Origin of the sequence: Candidatus Dorea massiliensis AP6 (assembly GCF_964245105.1) — a bacterium.
In the GTDB taxonomy this organism is placed as follows: Bacteria; Bacillota; Clostridia; order Lachnospirales; family Lachnospiraceae; genus Laedolimicola; species Laedolimicola intestinihominis.
On the sequence record NZ_CAXTKW010000005.1, the window covers coordinates 35,831 to 52,959 of the forward strand.

At 53.6% G+C, this 17,129-nt stretch carries 17 protein-coding genes; 7 read left to right on the plus strand and 10 right to left on the minus strand.

From position 1 onward, the window contains the following. The 6 genes from ACESZP_RS06460 to ACESZP_RS06485 are packed head-to-tail and all read left to right on the plus strand — an operon-like array spanning position 1 to position 3,852. Complete coding sequence (locus tag ACESZP_RS06460) at positions 1-1,056, plus strand: type II secretion system F family protein (RefSeq protein WP_499708434.1); 1,056 nt, start codon at positions 1-3, stop codon at positions 1,054-1,056. Between the two features lie 12 nt (positions 1,057-1,068). After that, the gene (locus ACESZP_RS06465; RefSeq protein ID WP_349165182.1) at positions 1,069-1,392 is read left to right on the plus strand and encodes a hypothetical protein; all 324 of its coding nucleotides are present in this window, start codon (positions 1,069-1,071) and stop codon (positions 1,390-1,392) included. Then, complete coding sequence (locus tag ACESZP_RS06470; RefSeq protein ID WP_349165180.1) at positions 1,389-1,895, plus strand: DUF4860 domain-containing protein; 507 nt, start codon at positions 1,389-1,391, stop codon at positions 1,893-1,895. Before ACESZP_RS06465 ends, ACESZP_RS06470 begins: the two co-directional genes overlap by 4 nt. After that, positions 1,892-2,377 carry a hypothetical protein gene (locus ACESZP_RS06475; RefSeq protein WP_499708436.1) on the plus strand — a complete coding sequence of 162 codons (486 nt, stop codon included), beginning with the start codon at positions 1,892-1,894 and terminating at the stop codon, positions 2,375-2,377. Before ACESZP_RS06470 ends, ACESZP_RS06475 begins: the two co-directional genes overlap by 4 nt. Continuing rightward, positions 2,370-2,774, plus strand: coding sequence for a hypothetical protein (locus tag ACESZP_RS06480; RefSeq protein WP_178038817.1), 405 nt, complete (start codon positions 2,370-2,372; stop codon positions 2,772-2,774). Before ACESZP_RS06475 ends, ACESZP_RS06480 begins: the two co-directional genes overlap by 8 nt. After that, positions 2,764-3,852, plus strand: a complete 1,089-nt coding sequence (locus ACESZP_RS06485; protein WP_499708438.1) for a type IV pilus twitching motility protein PilT — start codon at positions 2,764-2,766, stop codon at positions 3,850-3,852. The genes ACESZP_RS06480 and ACESZP_RS06485 overlap by 11 nt, the downstream gene beginning before the upstream one ends. Here the strand turns inward: ACESZP_RS06485 and ACESZP_RS06490 are convergent. After that, positions 3,849-5,876, minus strand: a complete 2,028-nt coding sequence (locus tag ACESZP_RS06490; RefSeq protein WP_499708440.1) for a diguanylate cyclase — start codon at positions 5,874-5,876, stop codon at positions 3,849-3,851. The two genes, ACESZP_RS06485 and ACESZP_RS06490, sit on opposite strands and share 4 nt — an antisense overlap. 168 nt (positions 5,877-6,044) lie before the next feature. Between ACESZP_RS06490 and ACESZP_RS06495 the strand changes: the two genes are divergently transcribed. Beyond that, positions 6,045-6,395, plus strand: a complete 351-nt coding sequence (locus ACESZP_RS06495) for an Hpt domain-containing protein (protein WP_499708441.1) — start codon at positions 6,045-6,047, stop codon at positions 6,393-6,395. 235 nt (positions 6,396-6,630) lie between these two features. On the opposite strand, the gene ACESZP_RS06500 is transcribed toward ACESZP_RS06495, so the two are convergent. The 9 genes from ACESZP_RS06500 to ACESZP_RS06540 all read right to left on the minus strand — a co-directional run bounded on the left by ACESZP_RS06500 (position 6,631) and on the right by ACESZP_RS06540 (position 17,126). Beyond that, positions 6,631-7,620, minus strand: a complete 990-nt coding sequence (locus tag ACESZP_RS06500) for a RelA/SpoT-related domain-containing protein (protein ID WP_499708442.1) — start codon at positions 7,618-7,620, stop codon at positions 6,631-6,633. Between the two features lie 165 nt (positions 7,621-7,785). Next, positions 7,786-8,778, minus strand: coding sequence for an ABC transporter permease (locus ACESZP_RS06505; RefSeq protein ID WP_158363413.1), 993 nt, complete (start codon positions 8,776-8,778; stop codon positions 7,786-7,788). Positions 8,779-8,780: 2 nt separating this feature from the next. Further along, the gene (locus ACESZP_RS06510) at positions 8,781-9,878 is read right to left on the minus strand and encodes an ABC transporter permease (RefSeq protein WP_158363412.1); all 1,098 of its coding nucleotides are present in this window, start codon (positions 9,876-9,878) and stop codon (positions 8,781-8,783) included. Continuing rightward, positions 9,871-11,376 (minus strand): ABC transporter ATP-binding protein, encoded by a 1,506-nt coding sequence (locus tag ACESZP_RS06515; RefSeq protein ID WP_499708443.1) that lies wholly within the window; start codon positions 11,374-11,376, stop codon positions 9,871-9,873. Before ACESZP_RS06515 ends, ACESZP_RS06510 begins: the two co-directional genes overlap by 8 nt. Positions 11,377-11,522: 146 nt before the next feature. Continuing rightward, positions 11,523-12,770: a BMP family ABC transporter substrate-binding protein gene (locus ACESZP_RS06520; RefSeq protein ID WP_499708445.1), complete on the minus strand. Its 1,248-nt coding sequence runs from the start codon at positions 12,768-12,770 to the stop codon at positions 11,523-11,525. A 198-nt stretch (positions 12,771-12,968) separates the two neighbouring features. Next, the gene (locus tag ACESZP_RS06525; protein ID WP_349165168.1) at positions 12,969-13,319 is read right to left on the minus strand and encodes a hydrogenase maturation nickel metallochaperone HypA; all 351 of its coding nucleotides are present in this window, start codon (positions 13,317-13,319) and stop codon (positions 12,969-12,971) included. Between the two features lie 88 nt (positions 13,320-13,407). After that, positions 13,408-16,206 carry an FAD-dependent oxidoreductase gene (locus ACESZP_RS06530; RefSeq protein WP_499708555.1) on the minus strand — a complete coding sequence of 933 codons (2,799 nt, stop codon included), beginning with the start codon at positions 16,204-16,206 and terminating at the stop codon, positions 13,408-13,410. Between the two features lie 39 nt (positions 16,207-16,245). Next, on the minus strand, positions 16,246-16,959 hold the full coding sequence (locus ACESZP_RS06535) for a carbon monoxide dehydrogenase (protein ID WP_499708447.1): 714 nt from the start codon (positions 16,957-16,959) through the stop codon (positions 16,246-16,248). Continuing rightward, the gene (locus tag ACESZP_RS06540; RefSeq protein ID WP_499708448.1) at positions 16,959-17,126 is read right to left on the minus strand and encodes a hypothetical protein; all 168 of its coding nucleotides are present in this window, start codon (positions 17,124-17,126) and stop codon (positions 16,959-16,961) included. Before ACESZP_RS06540 ends, ACESZP_RS06535 begins: the two co-directional genes overlap by 1 nt. Between the last annotated feature and the right edge of the window lie 3 nt (positions 17,127-17,129).

Consider the following 17,129-nt stretch of genomic DNA (forward strand, 5'->3'; position numbering starts at 1 on the left):
ATGGACGAAATTAAGATAAAACAGAAAGCATTTTCCAATCCGGAGCTGGCAGCCTTCTGCGGGCAGCTGAGTCTTATCCTGCACTCCGGCATTTCCTCTCTGGAAGGAATTTCCATTCTGTTGGAGGACAGTAAGGACCCGGAGGAGCAGGCGGTGCTTCAGAGGCTGCTGGAGCGCTTACAGGAGACCGGAAGCCTCGCCACGGCCTTTGCGGACGCCGGTCTTTTCCCCGCCTATCTTCTCTCCATGACGGAGCTCGGCGAACAGACCGGTACCCTGGACGAGGTCATGAAGGCTCTGTCGCTCCACTATGAACGTGAGGAAGCCATAAGCCGCAATGTTAAAAATGCCCTGACCTATCCGCTTATTATGTCAGCCATGATGGCAGCAGTCATCGTCATTTTACTTGTAAAGGTCATGCCCATCTTCCAGCAGGTGTTCCGGCAGCTGGGTACGGAGATGACCGGATTTTCCCGGGCGCTTATGGGACTCGGCACAGCGCTCAACCGGTATTCCATCCTGTTCATTGTACTTCTTCTGCTGGTAATCGCGGCGGCCTTTGCCGGAACACACACCGCGGGCGGACGGCGGTTTTTCCGGAAAATCGGACTTCGTTTTTCACGGATCCGGTCCATGCAGGAGCAGCTTTCTGTCTGCCGCTTTGCCAGCGGAATGGCTATCTCCCTGAAAAGCGGTCTCACCCAGGAACAGAGTCTGGAGCTGACAGAGCGGCTGATCGAAGACACTGATTTCTGTAAGAAGCTGGAAGCCTGCCGGAACGGGCTGTCTGAGGGACAGGATCTGGCGGCTCTCCTGCATCAGGAGCAGATTCTGACCGGCGTCTACGCGCGGATGGCTTCCATCGGCGCCCGGACCGGGGAACTGGATGCGGTACTGGAACGAATCGCCGATCTCTGCCAGGAGGATCTGGACGATCGGATGAACCGGACCCTGGCGGTTCTGGAGCCCACGCTGGTCATCACCCTGTCCCTCATTGTGGGCGTGATTCTGCTGTCTGCGATGCTGCCGCTGATGGGCATCCTGTCCAGTCTTTAGGAGGTGCTGCTCATGCGTTTTCAAACGGAGAAAAAATCCCGGCCACAGCTTCGGCTGCTTTTGTCCGTCTCTGTCTTCGCGGTCATCTTTCTCTGCTTTTATCTGGGGATACAGTCCCTTTCGGCGGATACGGACCGGCGGCAGCGGGACAGCCTTGAGGAAGCCCTGAACCGGAGTATTACTTACTGCTACGCAGTGGAGGGCGCTTACCCCGAAAGCCTGGAATATCTGACGAAGCATTACGGACTGACCTATGATCATGACCGCTTTTTCGTGGATTACCACGTCTCCGGAGCCAATCTGTATCCGGATGTGACGATTCTGGAGGTGAAATGAGTATGCAGATACGGCGTGACCCACATCATCTCATCGATGTTCTTTTTCCGGCGGCCCTGCTCTTCGTATTCGCCTTTTCGGCGGTATCGGTGATTCTGCTGGCTACCGGCGTTTACCGGGACACGGCGATCCATTCTTCCCGGAGCTATACGGCGGAGACGGCGCTGGCATACCTGACGGAGAAAGTACATCAGAATGACGCGGACGGACAGATCGATATCGGAACCTTCGACGGCTGCGAGGCTCTTCAGATCCGGCAGTCTTATGGGGATTCGGACTATACTACTTATATCTACGCCTATGAAGACGCCTTGCGGGAGCTGTTTGTAAAGGACGGCGCGCCCGCGTCTGCAGAGGACGGCAGGGCAATCCTGGCTGTCTCGTCGCTCAGCTTCACAAGGCCGGATGACGGCCTGCTCTCCTTCTCCTGCACCAATACGGACGGCACGACTGCCCGGGCTGTCGTTCAGGTACGAAGCACGAAAGGGGGCGCAGCTTCATGAAAATGACACATCGCCCCCGCACATCCAGCCTGTTTCTGCTGGAGCTGATTTTTTCCATTCTGTTTTTCTCGGTGGCAAGCGCAATCTGCATACAGATCTTTGTGCGGGCCCATACCTTAAGCCGGGACGCCCGGGCGCTGCATACGGCGGTGTCCGCCTGCTCGGACGCAGCGGAGATCGGAAGCAATGCCGGAACCGCGGCAGACGCCGCAGAAAAGCTGGCTGCCCTGTACGCGGACGCAGCAGCCGAGAATCCGGCTTCGGATAATGATTCCGTTTTCACAGTAGCTGTGGGATTTGACGCGGAGCTTCAGCCCTGCGCGGCAGACGCGGACGCAGCGGCATATCTGCTGACAGCGGACTTTTCCGAACGCGGAAAGCTGCTGCGCTGCAAAGCGATTATGACAAAAAAGAATTCTTCAGCGGAAATTTACCGGCTGGAGACCGTTCACTATTTATCGGGAGGAACCGCGGATGAATAAGGAGAAAAAAAGTGTTCCCTTTCTGAGCATCGGATCTTCTTCCCTTCTGGTGGTCTTTCTGGTGCTTTGCCTGGTGATATTCGCGATGCTGACTCTTACCGGCGCCCAGAGCGATTACCGTTTCAGCAGACAGCTGGCAGACCGGCGGACAGCCTACTATGCCGCCTGCAATCAGGCAGAGGAGCAGATCGCGTCGCTGGACGCAGCCGGGGAATTGAAACATATGACGGAAAGCCTCAGCTTTCAGGTGCAAATCAGCGATCGCCAGGCGCTTTTCGTGGAGCTTTCCCCGGACGGCACGGACGGATATGTAATCTCCGCCTGGCAGACCATCAGCACCGGGGACTGGAATTCCACTTCCGGTTCACCGGGAATCGGGATTTCCAATGAAGACTGAAAATTCAGGGAGGATCACTATGGATATTGTTACGATTTTAAAACAGGCAGTGGGGGAAAATGCGTCGGATGTGTTTATTGTGGCAGGTCTTCCCTGCTCTTTCCGCAAAAACGGTACGCTTTATCAGATAAATGAAGAACGGCTGCTGCCGCCGGATACAGAAGATCTGCTGAACAACATCTACAGGCTGGCAGGCAGCCGGGATATGACGGCCCTGCACGAACACGGCGACGACGACTTCGCCTTCGCGATTCAGGGCGTGTCCCGCTTCCGTGTCAGCGCCTACAAGCAGCGCGGAGCGCTCTCAGCCGTGATCCGTGTGATCACCTTCCAGCTGCCGGACTACACAGACCTGGGAATTCCGCCGTATATCATCAATTCCACCGCATCCGGAAGCGGCATGATTCTGATTACAGGCCCGGCAGGCAGCGGAAAATCCACAACCCTGGCCTGCATGATCGATCACATCAATCAGACACGGGATGCGCATATCATCACGCTGGAGGATCCGCTGGAATTTCTGCACCGCCATAACCGCTCCATCGTGAGCCAGCGGGAGATCCACGTGGACACGGAAAACTACGTGACAGCTCTCCGTGCGGCGCTCCGCCAGAGCCCCGACGTCATCCTTCTCGGGGAAATGCGTGATTACGAGACCATCAACGTGGCTATGACAGCCGCCGAAACCGGTCATCTGCTGCTGTCCACCCTTCACACGATCGGCGCCGCCAATACCATTGACCGCATCATCGACGTCTTCCCGCCCAGCCAGCAGCGGCAGATCGCGATTCAGCTTTCCACCGTTCTGAACGCTGTCGTATCGCAGCAGCTGCTGCCCACCGTGGATGGAGGGATGGTTCCCGCTTTTGAGATTATGACGGTAACTCCGGCGATTCGAAATATGATCCGTGATAATAAAGTGCCACAGATCGACGGACTGCTGTATTCGTCGAACCGGGAAGATATGGTATCGATGGACGCCAGCATTCTGGCACTCTGTCAGAAGGGCGTGATTTCAAAGGATACGGCGCTGATTTACGCGACGAATCCGGAGTTGCTAAGGAAGAAGCTGGTTTAGTCTGTCAGCTTCTTTATGGATTCCGTGGATATCTCAGAAACTTCCGCCATGTCTTCCCACCGCGCATAATCCTCCGTCATGCCACTCGCAAGCTCCCACTTAATCTTGTCCTTGATATCCATGAGGCACTGCAGAAGCAACGGATTGAACGCGCCGCATTCTCCGTTCAGGATCATCCGGAGCGCCTGCTCATGGGAGTAAGCTTTTTTGTATACACGCTCGCTGACCAGGGCGTCATACACATCCGCCAGCGCCACCACCTGGACGGATATGGGGATCTGATCGCCCTTCAGGCCGTCCGGATAGCCACGGCCATCATAGCGCTCGTGGTGCCAGCGACAGATATCACGGGCAATCTGAACCAGCGGCTCATCCTGGTAAAGCTCCATTTTCTCCAGTATGGAAGCTCCGATCAACGTATGGGTCTTCATGATTTCAAATTCTTCATCCGTCAATCTGCCCGGTTTGTTCAGAATGGATTCCGCGATACCGATTTTACCGATATCGTGCAGGGAGGAAGCCGTTACAATCATCTGCTGCTCCGACCAGGTCATATGGTAATCGTTGCTGCGCTTCATCAGCTGCTCCAGTAACAGCTCTGTCAGAATATTGATGTGCATCACGTGCGGGCCGCTCTCGCCGTTTCGGAACTCCACGATCTGGCTCAAAATCGTGATCATAATACGGTTGCTATGCTCTTTCTCGTAAATCTGGCGGGTAATCAGGCTCAGGAGATGGCGCTGCTTGGCATAGAGCTTGATGGTGTTGAACACGCGCTGGTATACAACCTTCGCGTCGAAGGGACGTCCGATATAGTCAGTAACTCCGAATTCGTAGGCCTTCTGAATGAACTTGGCGGAATCTTCACTGGAAATCATGATAACCGGAATATCCTCAATCCACTGCTTTTTATTCATAACGGCAAGAACTTCAAAGCCGTCCATCTTCGGCATCACCAAATCCAGGAGAATCAGGGAAATGGCAGTACCCTTCTGTTCCAGGATTTCGATACACTGCTCACCGTCTTCCGCATTCAGGATACGGTAGTCCTTCTGCAGAATCTCAGTCAAAATAGCGCGGTTCATCTCCGAGTCGTCAACGATCAGAATCTGCTGGCGCAGATCTTCGCTTTCTTCCTCCGGCGCTTTTTTTGGATTATCCTTGACATCCCACTCGGTAACAACCATATTTTTCCGCTTCTTGGCGCGGTACATGAGCTTGTCCGCCCGGGACACGGCTTCCTTGATATCGCCGCTATTGAACATGACGCCGCCGATGCTGACAGACATCTGTAAGCGGTTATAGCCTGCTATGGTGGCTTCGTAGATGCGCTCCTGAATTATTTTCAGCTTGGCCGCAAAAATATCGGACTGGATATCCGGCAGGATCAGCAGAAATTCATCTCCGCCATAGCGGATCAGCATGTCGGACTTTCGGACATAACGCCGGATGATATCAGCGGCAGTCTCCAGTGCCAGGTCACCCGCATGGTGACCGTAGGTGTCGTTGTAGATCTTGAAATCGTCCAAATCGATAACTGCCACACCTGCAGGGCCTTTCATGTCTTTGACTTCATCCTCATAGAAACGGCGGTTATAAGCGCCGGTCAGGGCGTCCTTGTACAGCTTCTCGTTGTAGACAGTCAGATGGCTCAGCAGCTTCTCGTAGCCCTCAGAATCCAGCAGGGTTCTCTCATCCAGATCCTTAATCATTTCCATGACATAGGGTTCTCCATCTATCTCCACGTACCGGGAGAATACCTGATACATCTGATCGTCGATAAACTCTATCTTACTTTCCTCGCCCTGGCTGTCCAGCACATCTCTGGATATACAATTTTCACAGGGCTTGTCTTTCTTCCAGAATTCGTAGCACTGACAGGCCCTGGGGAGTCCCTCCGCCGGCTCGCGCTCCCTGTCCTTCAGAACACTTCCCTTTACCAATCTCACAAACGGGAATACCTCCCGCAGGCAGCCCATCTTGGCTTCTGCCTGTTCCATCGTCATCTTATCCTGTTCCCGCATTTATCTGCCTCCTGTCTGTATCTTTTTTATTATACACCGGAACCCCGGAAAAAGATACTCTTAAGACGTATTTTGTAATTATTTTGTAATTGAATTTTTCCTGTATCCGGAGTATGATGGAAAAAGGGAATGTACTTTACATAAGAATATACACAGGAGATTTGAATTATGACACTTGAACAGTTCTATGCCGCTGTGGGCGGCGACTATGAGCAGACACTTTCGAGACTTCCCAGCGAAGCACTGGTGAAGAAGTTTGTTCTGAAATATGTGGATGACGGCACCTGCAAAGAGCTGGCTGAAGCCATTACGAACCGGGACTGGGCCACCGCGTTCCGCGCGGCGCACACGCTGAAGGGTATCGCGCTGAATCTGGGATTCGACGCCCTCTATACCGTCAGCTCCGAGCTGACAGAGGCCCTGCGCGGAGACAAGCCCCTGACCGATATGGGACTCTGGACTGCGGTGGATGAGAAGCACAAGCAGATCGTGGACGCTATCTCACAGATTGACGCGTAAATACATAGTGCGTAAGGACTCTCGTTTATGCGAGAGTCCTTTTTGTGTCTGTGAAACCAGACGAGAGGAAGGACCGCGGGAATTTCTTCTAAGCGTGTGTCCGGCTTTTCACGGATTGGTGTCTGACTGGAGCGGACTTTTAAGTCCGAGCCAGACAGATACCTGTCCGTGAAACGTCCGAACACTCCAGAAGAAAATCCCGCGGTCCTTCCTCTCGTCGTCCGTTTTCTCTATTCTAATCGATCTGATCATTCTGAAACCGTGACAAATGCTCATAAGGCAAAATCTGTCTGCCGCGGAACAGCCCGCATCCATCATTGATGAGGCTGTTATTGGCCGCGCCAAACATGTTCACATCCACCTTGGACAGATCCAGCTGCTGAAGCAGCATGCCCCGCTCATAAGCCTCGTCAAACCAGACGCACTCGCCCTCGGGGATCTCGTGCCGGCGGGCGCGCTCCCGCTCCTGTCGCTTCTCGTAGGCCACATGATTGGCAATGCCGATCTCCGCGATATCATCCATCTCTTTCGTACGGATCTGTACCTCCATATAGCAGTTGGCGCTACTGTCAAAGAAGGTGATATGCAGGGACTCATACTCCGACCGATTCTTATTGGAGATGTAATCCCGGTAATAATCCTTGTTATTCTCATCCAGAAGCGGCGAATTGCTCCTTTTTACGCCGCCGGTCACCTGAGCCGTGAAACCGCGCTCTGTGAGGAAGCCGGGCAGCACATTCGCGATCTCATAGAGGCATTTCAGCTCTTCCTCCGCCTTATCCTTTCCCTGCTCCACATGACACTTCGGCATGGATATGACGATGCGGTAGGCGATCAGGTCACGGAACTTGACCAGACGCTTCCGCAGCTCCTCCACCGGCGGGTATTCGCCGTTTGCCATATAGTACTTGTAGCTGTCCTTGACAATATAGCCGTTGAATTTTTCCTCAGCCCTGATCAGGGATTTGATGCGGCCCTTGAAGGTAAAGGCCAGCCAGGGGTACTGCTTGGCCATATACATATAAAACTCCCGGATTTTCTGGGACTGGGCGGTCAGGAATTCATTGTGCTCCAACAGATCGATAATGCTCTGCAGGAAATCACAGTGAATCATGTCGATCTCATTGCCGGTCAACGCAGCGTCACGCCCCAGATCCCGTTTGTATTTCTTCAGTATCCGCATCACCGTGTCGCCGGAATACAGATAATCGTTTAATGTAATCATGTGTTTCTCCACTTTTCTGAAATTGTGTTTTTACGCAATCCAATCTGATATTATACTGGATTTCAGCCGCAAAGGCAAGCAGAAGGCTCTGTATTCCCTATAAATTCAGCATTTTTGACACATTTTCCGTAGCTTTTTCGGCAGATACCACACATATTTTTACTTTTACCGTTCTTCCCGGAAATACGGAACTCCAAGGCTGGCAGGCGGCTGATTTTCCCGCTTGCTTCGGACGCTGGTGACCACCAGTACCACCAGGGTTACCACATAGGGAATCATCTTGTAAAGCTCCTGATATTCCATATGATCCATGCCTGTTGGGATGTACAGATACAGGATGTACAGGCCACCGAACAGGAAGGATGCCAGGATGCTTAAGTTCGGTCTCCAGATGGTAAAGATCACCAGGGCGATGGCAAGCCAGCCTCTGTCGCCAAAGGCGTCGTTGGACCAGACGCCGCAGGCGTAGTCCATGACGTAGTAGAGTCCGCCGAGACCCGCAATCATACAGCCCACGCAGGTGGCGACGTATTTATATTTGGATACGTTGATACCCACGGCGTCCGCGGTATTCGGGTTTTCTCCCACCGCCCGCAGATGCAGGCCTTTCCGGGTATGATTCAGGAAATAGGACGCTGCCAGCGCGATGATAACTGCCAGGTAAGCCAGGAAGCCGTAGGATAAGAACAGCTTGCCAAACCATCCCATTTTCGATGCAAAGGGCAGGGATTTGCTGAAGTAACTGCTGGTGGCGCTTAAGGCAATGGAAGGCACGTCGGCGTCTACCAGTTTGATTAAGGAACCGCCGAAGAAGTTGCCGAAGCCCACGCCAAAGGTGGTCATGGCCAGACCGGTTACGTTCTGATTGGCCCGCAGGGTTACGGTCAGGAAGCAGTACAGTAGCCCCATCAGAAGAGACCCTAAGAGACAGCACAGCATGGGAATCAGAATGGCAAGCGCCGGATTCAGATTCGCTGTGGAGCTCTCGTAAAGGAAGGAACCGATGACGCCGCTGATGGCGCCCACGTACATGACGCCTGGGATTCCCAGATTCAGGTTACCGGATTTCTGGGTAATGATTTCTCCGGTGCTTCCGTAGAGAAGGGGGACGCCCTGTACGACGGCTCTCGGAATAAACGCAAGTAAGAAATTCCACATGATTACTGTACCTCCTTTTCTGCTTTTTTACGGAACTGCAGTCTGTAGCTGATAAAGAATTCGCAGCCGATGATGAAGAACAGAATGATTCCGGTCAGGATATCGGCGTAGGAATGATTCAGGCCGAAGGCAGTGGAAATCTCGCCTGCGCCGCGGTCCATAAAGATAATCAGGAAGCTGGAGAATACCATGGTCAGCGGATTGAACTTGGACATCCATGACACCAGAACGCCCGTAAAGCCCTGGCCGCCCGCGATGGTGGTGGTGATGGTATGATTGATACCGCCCACCAGCAGAAGGCCCACCAGGCCACATACAGCGCCCGAGAGAAGCATCGTACGGACGATGACCTTCTCCACCTTGATGCCAACGTATTTCGCAGTGTTCTCACTCTCACCCACGACAGAGATCTCGTAGCCCTGCTTGCTGTAATTCAGGTAGATGTACATAAGTAAGGTCACAACGATGGCAACGACGATGCTTAAGAGGTACTTGGAGCCGAAAATCTGGGGAAGCCACCCTGCATTGCTGTTCTGGTTGATAATACCGATCTTACCGGATCCCTTCGGAACCTCCCAGACGATTGTGTAGAAGGCTACAAGCTGAGTGGCGATGTAGTTCATCATCAGGGTGGACAGGGTCTCGTTGGTGTTCCATTTCGCCTTGAAAAAGGCCGGAACGAAGCCCCAGAACGCGCCTGCCGCAATGCTGGCCAGCACCATGACCAGAATCAGCACGCCGTTCGGCAGCTTATCTCCCAGACAGATCATGCAGGCGCCTGCAGCCAGGCCGCCGATGAGCACCTGTCCCTCGCCGCCGATGTTCCAGAACTTCATCTTGAAGGCCGGAGTCAGGGCCAGGGCGATCAGAAGCAGAATGGAAAGATTCTGCAGGGTAATCCAGGTCTTCCGCTCGGTACCGAAAGCGCCCGTGAAGATGGACTTATATACCTCGATGGGATCAATACCCGTGGTAATGGTGGTCAGGATGCCGCAGAGCACCAGGGCCAGGACGATGGCCACTGCCCGGATTCCTACTGCCTGGTACCAGGGAAGGGCGTCCCTTTTTACGATATGAAAAAACGGCTCTTTCTTATTCATGGCTCTCGTCCCCTCCTACTCTGGTCATCATCAGGCCGACCTCATTTTTATCGGTTTTCCGGGCGTCCACGATGCCGCTGACCTCGCCGCCGCAGAGCACCATGATCTTGTCGCAGAGCTCTACCATCACGTCCAGATCCTCGCCGACGAAAATGACGGCTACGCCCTTCTTTTTCTGTTCATTGAGCAAATCGTAAATGGTATAAGAGGAGTTGATATCCAGTCCCCTTACCGCGTAAGCAGTCAGAAGCACGGTGGGGGCGGAAGCAATCTCACGGCCTACCAGCACCTTCTGCACGTTACCGCCGGACAGACGGCGGACCGGGGTGGCGATACCCGGGGTCACGACCTCCAGCTCCTTCACTACAGACTCCGCCAGCTTCCTGGAGGGTCTGCGGTTGGTGAAGGGGGTTCTGCCCTTTCGGAAGGAACGAAGCATCATATTATCCGCCAGGTCCATATTCGCCACCAGGCCCATGCCCAGACGATCCTCCGGCACGAAGGAGAGGGACACGCCCATTTCAGCGATTTTCAGGGGATCTTTGCCAAGCAGAGGCTCCTCGTGGCCGTCGTCCTCCACATACTCGATGGTTCCGGTCTCCACAGGCTGTAACCCTGCGATGGCCTCCAGAAGCTCCTTCTGCCCACAGCCGGAAATGCCTGCGATACCCAGAATCTCGCCGCTCTTTGCCGTAAAGGACACATTTTTTAACTTCTGAATACCATCCTCGCTGCGGACGGACAGATCCTTCACCACGATACGCGGCTTCGGATTCACCGGATCCGGGCGGGCAATATTCAGGGTCACCGCATGACCCACCATCATGTTGGTCATCTCGGTGACGGTCGTGTCTTTGGTCGCCATGCTGCCGATGTATCTGCCGTCCCGGAGGACTGCCACACGGTCAGACAGGGACTCTACTTCGTGCATCTTATGGGTGATGATGATAATGGCCTTGCCGTCGTCCCGCATTTTCCGGAGGACACGGAATAGCTTTTCGGTCTCCTGGGGCGTCAGCACAGCGGTGGGCTCGTCCAAAATCAGAATATCCGCGCCGCGGTACAATACCTTTACAATCTCCACGGTCTGCTTCTGGGATACCGACATATCATAAATCTTCTGCTTCGGGTCTACCTCGAAGCCATATTTCTCACAGATCGCCTCGATTTTCTTCGAAGCCTCTTTGATATTCAGCTTTCCCTCCAGACCCAGGATAATGTTCTCTGTGGCGGTAAGCACATCGATCAGCTTAAAATGCTGATGCACCATGCCGATACCAAGATTCAGGGCGTCCTTCGGGGTCTTGATGACCTCTTCCTTTCCATTGATAAAGATCTGGCCCTCATCCGGATAATAGATACCGGCCAGCATATTCATCAACGTGGTTTTTCCGCTTCCGTTTTCGCCCAGAAGCGCCAGGATTTCGCCCTTGTAGATATCCAGATCTACCTTTTCATTGGCAACTACAGAGCCAAAGGTCTTTGTAACATTTTTCATTGAAACTGCGGCTACTTTGGTTTCCATCTTTTGTTTCCTTCCCTCGTTTATGACGGATCCGCAAAACGGATCAAAAGGACGGCGCGGCATATTCGCTGCTGCGCCGCCCTGTGCTTTTTACTTAAGCGTAAGCGTCCAGGCCCGTATTAGAATGCGGTATCCAGAAGATCGATGCCGTCGATATTTACATTGAAGTACGGAGCAGAACGGTACTCAGACTCATGGAAGTATCCGTCGCTTACGACCTCATGATCCGGTGTGTACTCTGCATCGGTATCTACATCTGCCTCGTAGCTGGTCAGCTCCTGGCCCTCTACGGTGAAGGTAGAAGTATCAAATACATGCAGGTCGCCGGACTCGATCTTGGCCTTTGCCTCGTCGATGGCTTCCTGTGTTCCCTCTGCCACTGCGCTTCCCAGAGCACTCAGCTCTACAGAACCGGTTGCCAGGGTTCCTGTCCAGTCAGCGTCGATGGCCTCTCCGTTTGCTACGCAGTTGATAGCGTACTCAAAGTACGGCTCCCAGTTTACTCTGGAGGATACCAGGAAGGTGTTCGGGCATGCGCTCTCGGTGCTTCCATTGTAGGATACGTTCGGTACGCCTGCGGTCTCGCATGCGGTCGGAGCTCCCATGGAGTCTGCATGCTGGCTGATCAGAACGCAGCCGTCCTGGATCAGCTTGTTTGCTCCCTCTTTCTCTGCTGTCTCATCGTACCAGGAACCTGTGAAGGTTACTTCCATGGTAGCAGTCGGGCATACGGAACGCGCGCCCAGGAAGAAGGATGTGTAACCGGAGATAACCTCTGCGTAGGTAAATGCTCCGACGTAACCGATCTTAGCCTGCTCTGCGGTAATATCGCCATTGTCAATCATCTCATTCAGCTTCATGCCTGCGGCGATACCTGCCAGGTAACGTCCGTCATAGATGGAAGCGAATGCATTGTGGAAATTGTCCAGATTCTCTGTATGCGCCTTGGTTCCGGTTGCGTGGCTGAACTGTACCTCCGGATACTCCTTGGCTGCCTCAATCATGTAATCCTCATGTCCAAAGCTGTCTGCGAAGATGAAGTTGCAGCCTGCGTCCGCCAGCTCGCATGCTGCCTCGTAGCACTCCTGACCCTCCGGAATATTGGTCTTGGTCATGTACTCGACGCCCAGCTTCTCGCAAGCCTCTTTTGCGGCGTTCATGAAGTTCAGGTCATATGTGGAATTCTCATCGTGCAGGAAGATAAAACCTACCTTGACGTCTGCCAGGGAAGCCTCTCCCTCTGTTGTGGTGGACTCTGCGTCTGTCTTGGTGTCCGCAGAAGCCTTGTCAGAAGATCCGCCGCAGCCTGCCAGCATGCCGACGGTCATAGCCAGTACAGTAATGAGACTAAGTACTCTCTTTTTCATAACGTTCCTCCTATGTGTTTTCCCATTATTTGGATGTTGAGTCTGTCGTTGTCAGTCAATTCTCAACATGTTAAAGTATAAGCGTCTGACTCGTACTTTGTCAATATATTTATTAATTCTTGTTAAATATTTTATTCACTTATAAGTTTATCTTATATGTTTAATGATGACGTCTTATAACAGTAGAATCCTGTTTTGTCAACCGTCTGTAACTTCGATCTCTTTAATCAAAAACTCATTGCCCCGGCGGAGATAGGTGTGTTCACTGCCGCAGTGGGGACAGGTCCTGCCGTGGGCCACGGTAGGATATTCCTGCCCGCAGTCCTCGCAGAAGGTGACGGCGTCGATCTGCTCGATCTTAAGCTCTGCTTCCTCCGTCACAGGCTCCTTTTTCCGGGCCCAGTTCCAGCAGTCGATGAGGTAATCGTGGATGATGCCGGTGACCTCGCCGATTTCCAGGGTGACGGCGGAGACTTTTTTTACATTATTTTCCTCCGCCACTTTTTTTACGTCGCGCACGACGTAGAATATCACTCCCAATTCGTGCATAGTATTAAGTTCCTTATTTTTTATTCAAAATAGATTTTGTGTTGGAAACAGGTTCCTGTATTTCTATAGGAACCTGTTTCTATTCACTTTATTTTTCCTTATTTGTAACGATCTTCACCGCTCGCTTCAGCTGATAGGGCAGGATATGCTTGAACTTATCCTCCGCCTTCACCATCTTGGAGCACTCCGGATGATCCCGGTGCAGGGTAATGGCGTCAAATTCGCATTTGGTAGTGCAGACGCCGCAGCCAATACACTTATTTTCATCCACGATGGTGGCGCCGCAGCCAAGACATCTTGCCGTCTCCTTGCGTACCTGCTCCTCGGTCAGGGTCAGATGAGCGTCCTTAAAGGATTTGGACGGCACTGTCTCGTCCACGCCTTCGATCTGGCGGGAGGAATTATCGTAGCTCTCCACGGAGATGTTACTCTTATCCAGCTCATTGAACTCCCAGCGGTTCCGTCCGATGGTCATATGGCCGTTGTGGACGTAGCGATGCAGGGATTCTGCCGCGTAGTGGCCTGCCGCGATGGCGTCGATGGCGAATTTCGGACCTGTATACACGTCTCCGCCCACGAAAATATCCGGCTGTCCGGTCTGATAGGTCAGCTTATCCGCCACGATGGCCGGGCCATTGAAGGTCACGTTCTCGCCCTCCAGCAGATTCCCCCAGACGCTTCTCTGGCCTACTGCGAAAATGACGCGGTCACAATCAATCCGGATGGTCTCATTTTCGTCATAAGTCGGCGCGAAGCGACCCTCTGCGTTCTTGACAGAGGTACACTTCTTAAAGATGATACCGGTCACCCTGCCGTTCTCGGTCAGAACCTCCTTCGGTCCCCAGCCGTTCTGAATCTTTACGCCGTCTTCTTTTGCCTCGCGTACTTCGTCATCTGCTGCAGGCATCTCTGCCTCAGACTCCAGACAAAGCATATGAACCTCGCCGGCTCCGCTTCTGGCGCTGACTCTGGCCGCGTCGATGGCTACGTTTCCGCCGCCTACGACCACGACTCTTCCGGTGTAAGAGGTCTTGCCGGTGTTGGCCTCCCGCAGATAATCAATGGCTGTGGTGGTTCCTTCCGCGTCGTCTCCGGGCACGCCGGGTCTGCGGCCCGCGCTGCAGCCGATGGCGATATAGAAGGCCTTGTAGCCCTGCTCACGGAGCTCTTTCAGGGTCACATCTTTGCCGACCTCCACGCCGGTTCTGATCTCCACGCCCATCTCACGCATCACGTCGATTTCTGCCGCGATGACATCTTTTTCCAGCTTATAGGAGGGAATGCCGTAGCGGAGCATACCGCCGGGCTCCTCATTCTTCTCAAATACTGTGGGACGATAGCCCTTCTCCGCCAGATAGAAGGCCGCACTCATACCTGCCGGGCCGCCGCCGATGATGGCGATTTTCTCCGGGAAATGCTCCATATGGATGCTGGCCGGAATCACCACGGGCGGAATATAGCGGGTCTCTGCCTTCAGATCCTGCTCCGCGATGAACTTTTTCACTGCGTCGATGGCTACCGCCCGGTCAATGGTGCCTCTGGTGCAGGCGTCCTCACAGCGGCGGTTGCAGATGCGTCCGCAGACTGCCGGGAAGGGATTCTGCTTCTTGATTAAAGCCAGAGCCTCCTGATATTTGCCCTGGGAAGCCTTCTTCAAGTAGCCCTGTACGGCAATGTGTGCCGGACAGGCGGTCTTACAGGGTGCGGTACCGGACTTGTGGCTGTTGATACGGTTGTTATCGCGGTAATCGGGATCCCACTTGTCCTTGCCCCATTTTACTGCATCCGGAAGCTGCTGCTTCGGATACTTCACCTCGGTTCCGTCCTTCTGGCAGAGCTTCTGTCCCAGTCGGGTCGCACCTGCCGGGCAGTACTCCACGCAGCGTCCGCAGGCCACGCATTTATCCTTGTCCACGTGAGCCACGTAAGCGGAACGGGACATATTCGGGGTATTGAACAGCTGAGAGGTCCGCAGTGCGTTACAGATATTTACATTACAGTTGCAGATACCGAAAATCTTATTGTCGCCGTCGATGTTGGTGATCTGGTGTACGAAGCCGTTGTCCTCGGCGCGCTTTAAGATGGCCATGGCCTCCTCGTAGGTGATGTCGTGGCCCTTGCCGGTCTCGCGGCAGTAGTCCGCGAAGTCGCCCACGCCGATGCACCAGCCGAAATCATCGTCTGCCACGCCCTCGCCGATAACCTTACGGGAAGCACGGCAGGAGCAGCGGCCTACGCCAATGTGGCCCTCGTATTTTTTCAGCCAATAGGACAGGTGCTCGATATCCATGGACTGATTTTCCATGGAAATGGCTTTTTCCACCGGGATGACATGCATACCGATGCCTGCGCCTCCGGGCGGTACCATCTGGGTAATACCGGCCAGGGGAATGAACGTCATGCGCTCAAAGAACGCAGCCACGTCCGGATGATCCTTCAAACGGGGATTGCTTCCGTCCGGCAGCTCCTCCATGTTGAACAGCTCGGCGGAACCGGGCACGAACATGGGCAGAATATATCTGCGTTCCGTCTGTTCCCGGGTGCGGCCATTGTGGTCGTAATGATAGCCGTAATCGTACTCCAGAAGTCCGATATAGCTCATCTCATCCAGCAGCTTCTGGAATTTTTCTTCACCCTCCTTCGGGATTTTGTTCAGGTGGCACAGCTCGGAAAAGGTGTAGGGCACGCGCTTTTTCATGGATAAGCCGACCTCTGCCATCTCCTCGGTAATGATTTCCGCCAGGCCCCAGTATTCCGGGTCCTCCACCTTAACGCCGCCCATGATGTGTCCGGCTACGTCGGTGATTTTCCGTCCCAGCTTGATGATTTTCTCACTGGGGGCTTTATCGTTTTTGTGGTTCGCGGGCCACTGGTTGTATTGTTCCATGTCAAACATAGGGTCATCTCCTTTTTCTTTTTAATATATTTACTTAGGCGTGCGTGAAAAGTGCAGTTCCCGTAAACCTTCCACTTCGTCACACACCTGCTTCAGTCCGCAGACCCCGCAGTCCATGGTGAGGTTCTGCATCATATGGTCTAACGTCCCGGTAATTCTTTCACTTTCCCGGCCAAGCGCTTCCAGCTCCTGATACGGGAATCCATTCGCCGTCACATAATGGATTTCCACTGCCTCCACCTCCGGGTGGCTGTGAAAGGCCGCGATCATCCGGCTGCCGGTCTTCGCGAAATTCAGACCTTTTTTCAGGGCTTCTTTGCCAATACGGACGCTCTCCCGCCGTTTGGAGGAAGATACCCGCAGCATGAAGCCCTCCGGGTAAAAATGGTAGCGGGTATACTCAAGATTCCGGATAGCCCGGTAGAGCTTTTTCCCCTCGCCCAGGGTATCCTCGCCCACCCGCACCAGGGCGATCCTTGCAAATGGCGTATCAGCGTCGATTCCCGGCAAATCCGTCCCGGTTAAGAACACGCCGTCGCCGGGAACCAGGTCTTTCGAGGCCGTCACCAGGGTGACGCCCAGGGCCGGCAGGCTGCCGCCGCCCAGCTCGTAGGCCATGTCGCTTCGAAGAAGCATGCTCCGGTCGGAAACGGAGGGCCAGGCTGTGGCGTCGTGGGGCAGCTGCTGCTTTTCACTGCTCAGCAGTGCCCGGACTTTCCTTATGGTTTCATCATACAGCTTCATTATAAATGCTTATCCCTGTCGATTTTATCGTAATGCTTTTCAAAAAGCGGCGCCAGCGCGGCGGTCAGCTTCATATCCAGATTGAAGAAATAGACCACAAAGGACAGAACGAACAAAACTGCCGCAATAATCGCGATTATCACGATTGCATGTAAAATTCCTGTCATTCT

Excerpts from the sequence above, each read along its gene's own strand:
- ACESZP_RS06460 (WP_499708434.1), top strand. The coding sequence starts at position 1 with ATGGACGAAATTAAGATAAAACAGAAAGCATTTTCCAATCCGGAGCTG.
- ACESZP_RS06465 (WP_349165182.1), top strand. The coding sequence starts at position 1,069 with ATGCGTTTTCAAACGGAGAAAAAATCCCGGCCACAGCTTCGGCTGCTT.
- ACESZP_RS06470 (WP_349165180.1), top strand. The coding sequence starts at position 1,389 with ATGAGTATGCAGATACGGCGTGACCCACATCATCTCATCGATGTTCTT.
- ACESZP_RS06475 (WP_499708436.1), top strand. The coding sequence starts at position 1,892 with ATGAAAATGACACATCGCCCCCGCACATCCAGCCTGTTTCTGCTGGAG.
- ACESZP_RS06480 (WP_178038817.1), top strand. The coding sequence starts at position 2,370 with ATGAATAAGGAGAAAAAAAGTGTTCCCTTTCTGAGCATCGGATCTTCT.
- ACESZP_RS06485 (WP_499708438.1), top strand. The coding sequence starts at position 2,764 with ATGAAGACTGAAAATTCAGGGAGGATCACTATGGATATTGTTACGATT.
- ACESZP_RS06490 (WP_499708440.1), bottom strand. The coding sequence starts at position 5,876 with ATGCGGGAACAGGATAAGATGACGATGGAACAGGCAGAAGCCAAGATG.
- ACESZP_RS06495 (WP_499708441.1), top strand. The coding sequence starts at position 6,045 with ATGACACTTGAACAGTTCTATGCCGCTGTGGGCGGCGACTATGAGCAG.
- ACESZP_RS06500 (WP_499708442.1), bottom strand. The coding sequence starts at position 7,620 with ATGATTACATTAAACGATTATCTGTATTCCGGCGACACGGTGATGCGG.
- ACESZP_RS06505 (WP_158363413.1), bottom strand. The coding sequence starts at position 8,778 with ATGTGGAATTTCTTACTTGCGTTTATTCCGAGAGCCGTCGTACAGGGC.
- ACESZP_RS06510 (WP_158363412.1), bottom strand. The coding sequence starts at position 9,878 with ATGAATAAGAAAGAGCCGTTTTTTCATATCGTAAAAAGGGACGCCCTT.
- ACESZP_RS06515 (WP_499708443.1), bottom strand. The coding sequence starts at position 11,376 with ATGAAAAATGTTACAAAGACCTTTGGCTCTGTAGTTGCCAATGAAAAG.
- ACESZP_RS06520 (WP_499708445.1), bottom strand. The coding sequence starts at position 12,770 with ATGAAAAAGAGAGTACTTAGTCTCATTACTGTACTGGCTATGACCGTC.
- ACESZP_RS06525 (WP_349165168.1), bottom strand. The coding sequence starts at position 13,319 with ATGCACGAATTGGGAGTGATATTCTACGTCGTGCGCGACGTAAAAAAA.
- ACESZP_RS06530 (WP_499708555.1), bottom strand. The coding sequence starts at position 16,206 with ATGGAACAATACAACCAGTGGCCCGCGAACCACAAAAACGATAAAGCC.
- ACESZP_RS06535 (WP_499708447.1), bottom strand. The coding sequence starts at position 16,959 with ATGAAGCTGTATGATGAAACCATAAGGAAAGTCCGGGCACTGCTGAGC.
- ACESZP_RS06540 (WP_499708448.1), bottom strand. The coding sequence starts at position 17,126 with ATGACAGGAATTTTACATGCAATCGTGATAATCGCGATTATTGCGGCA.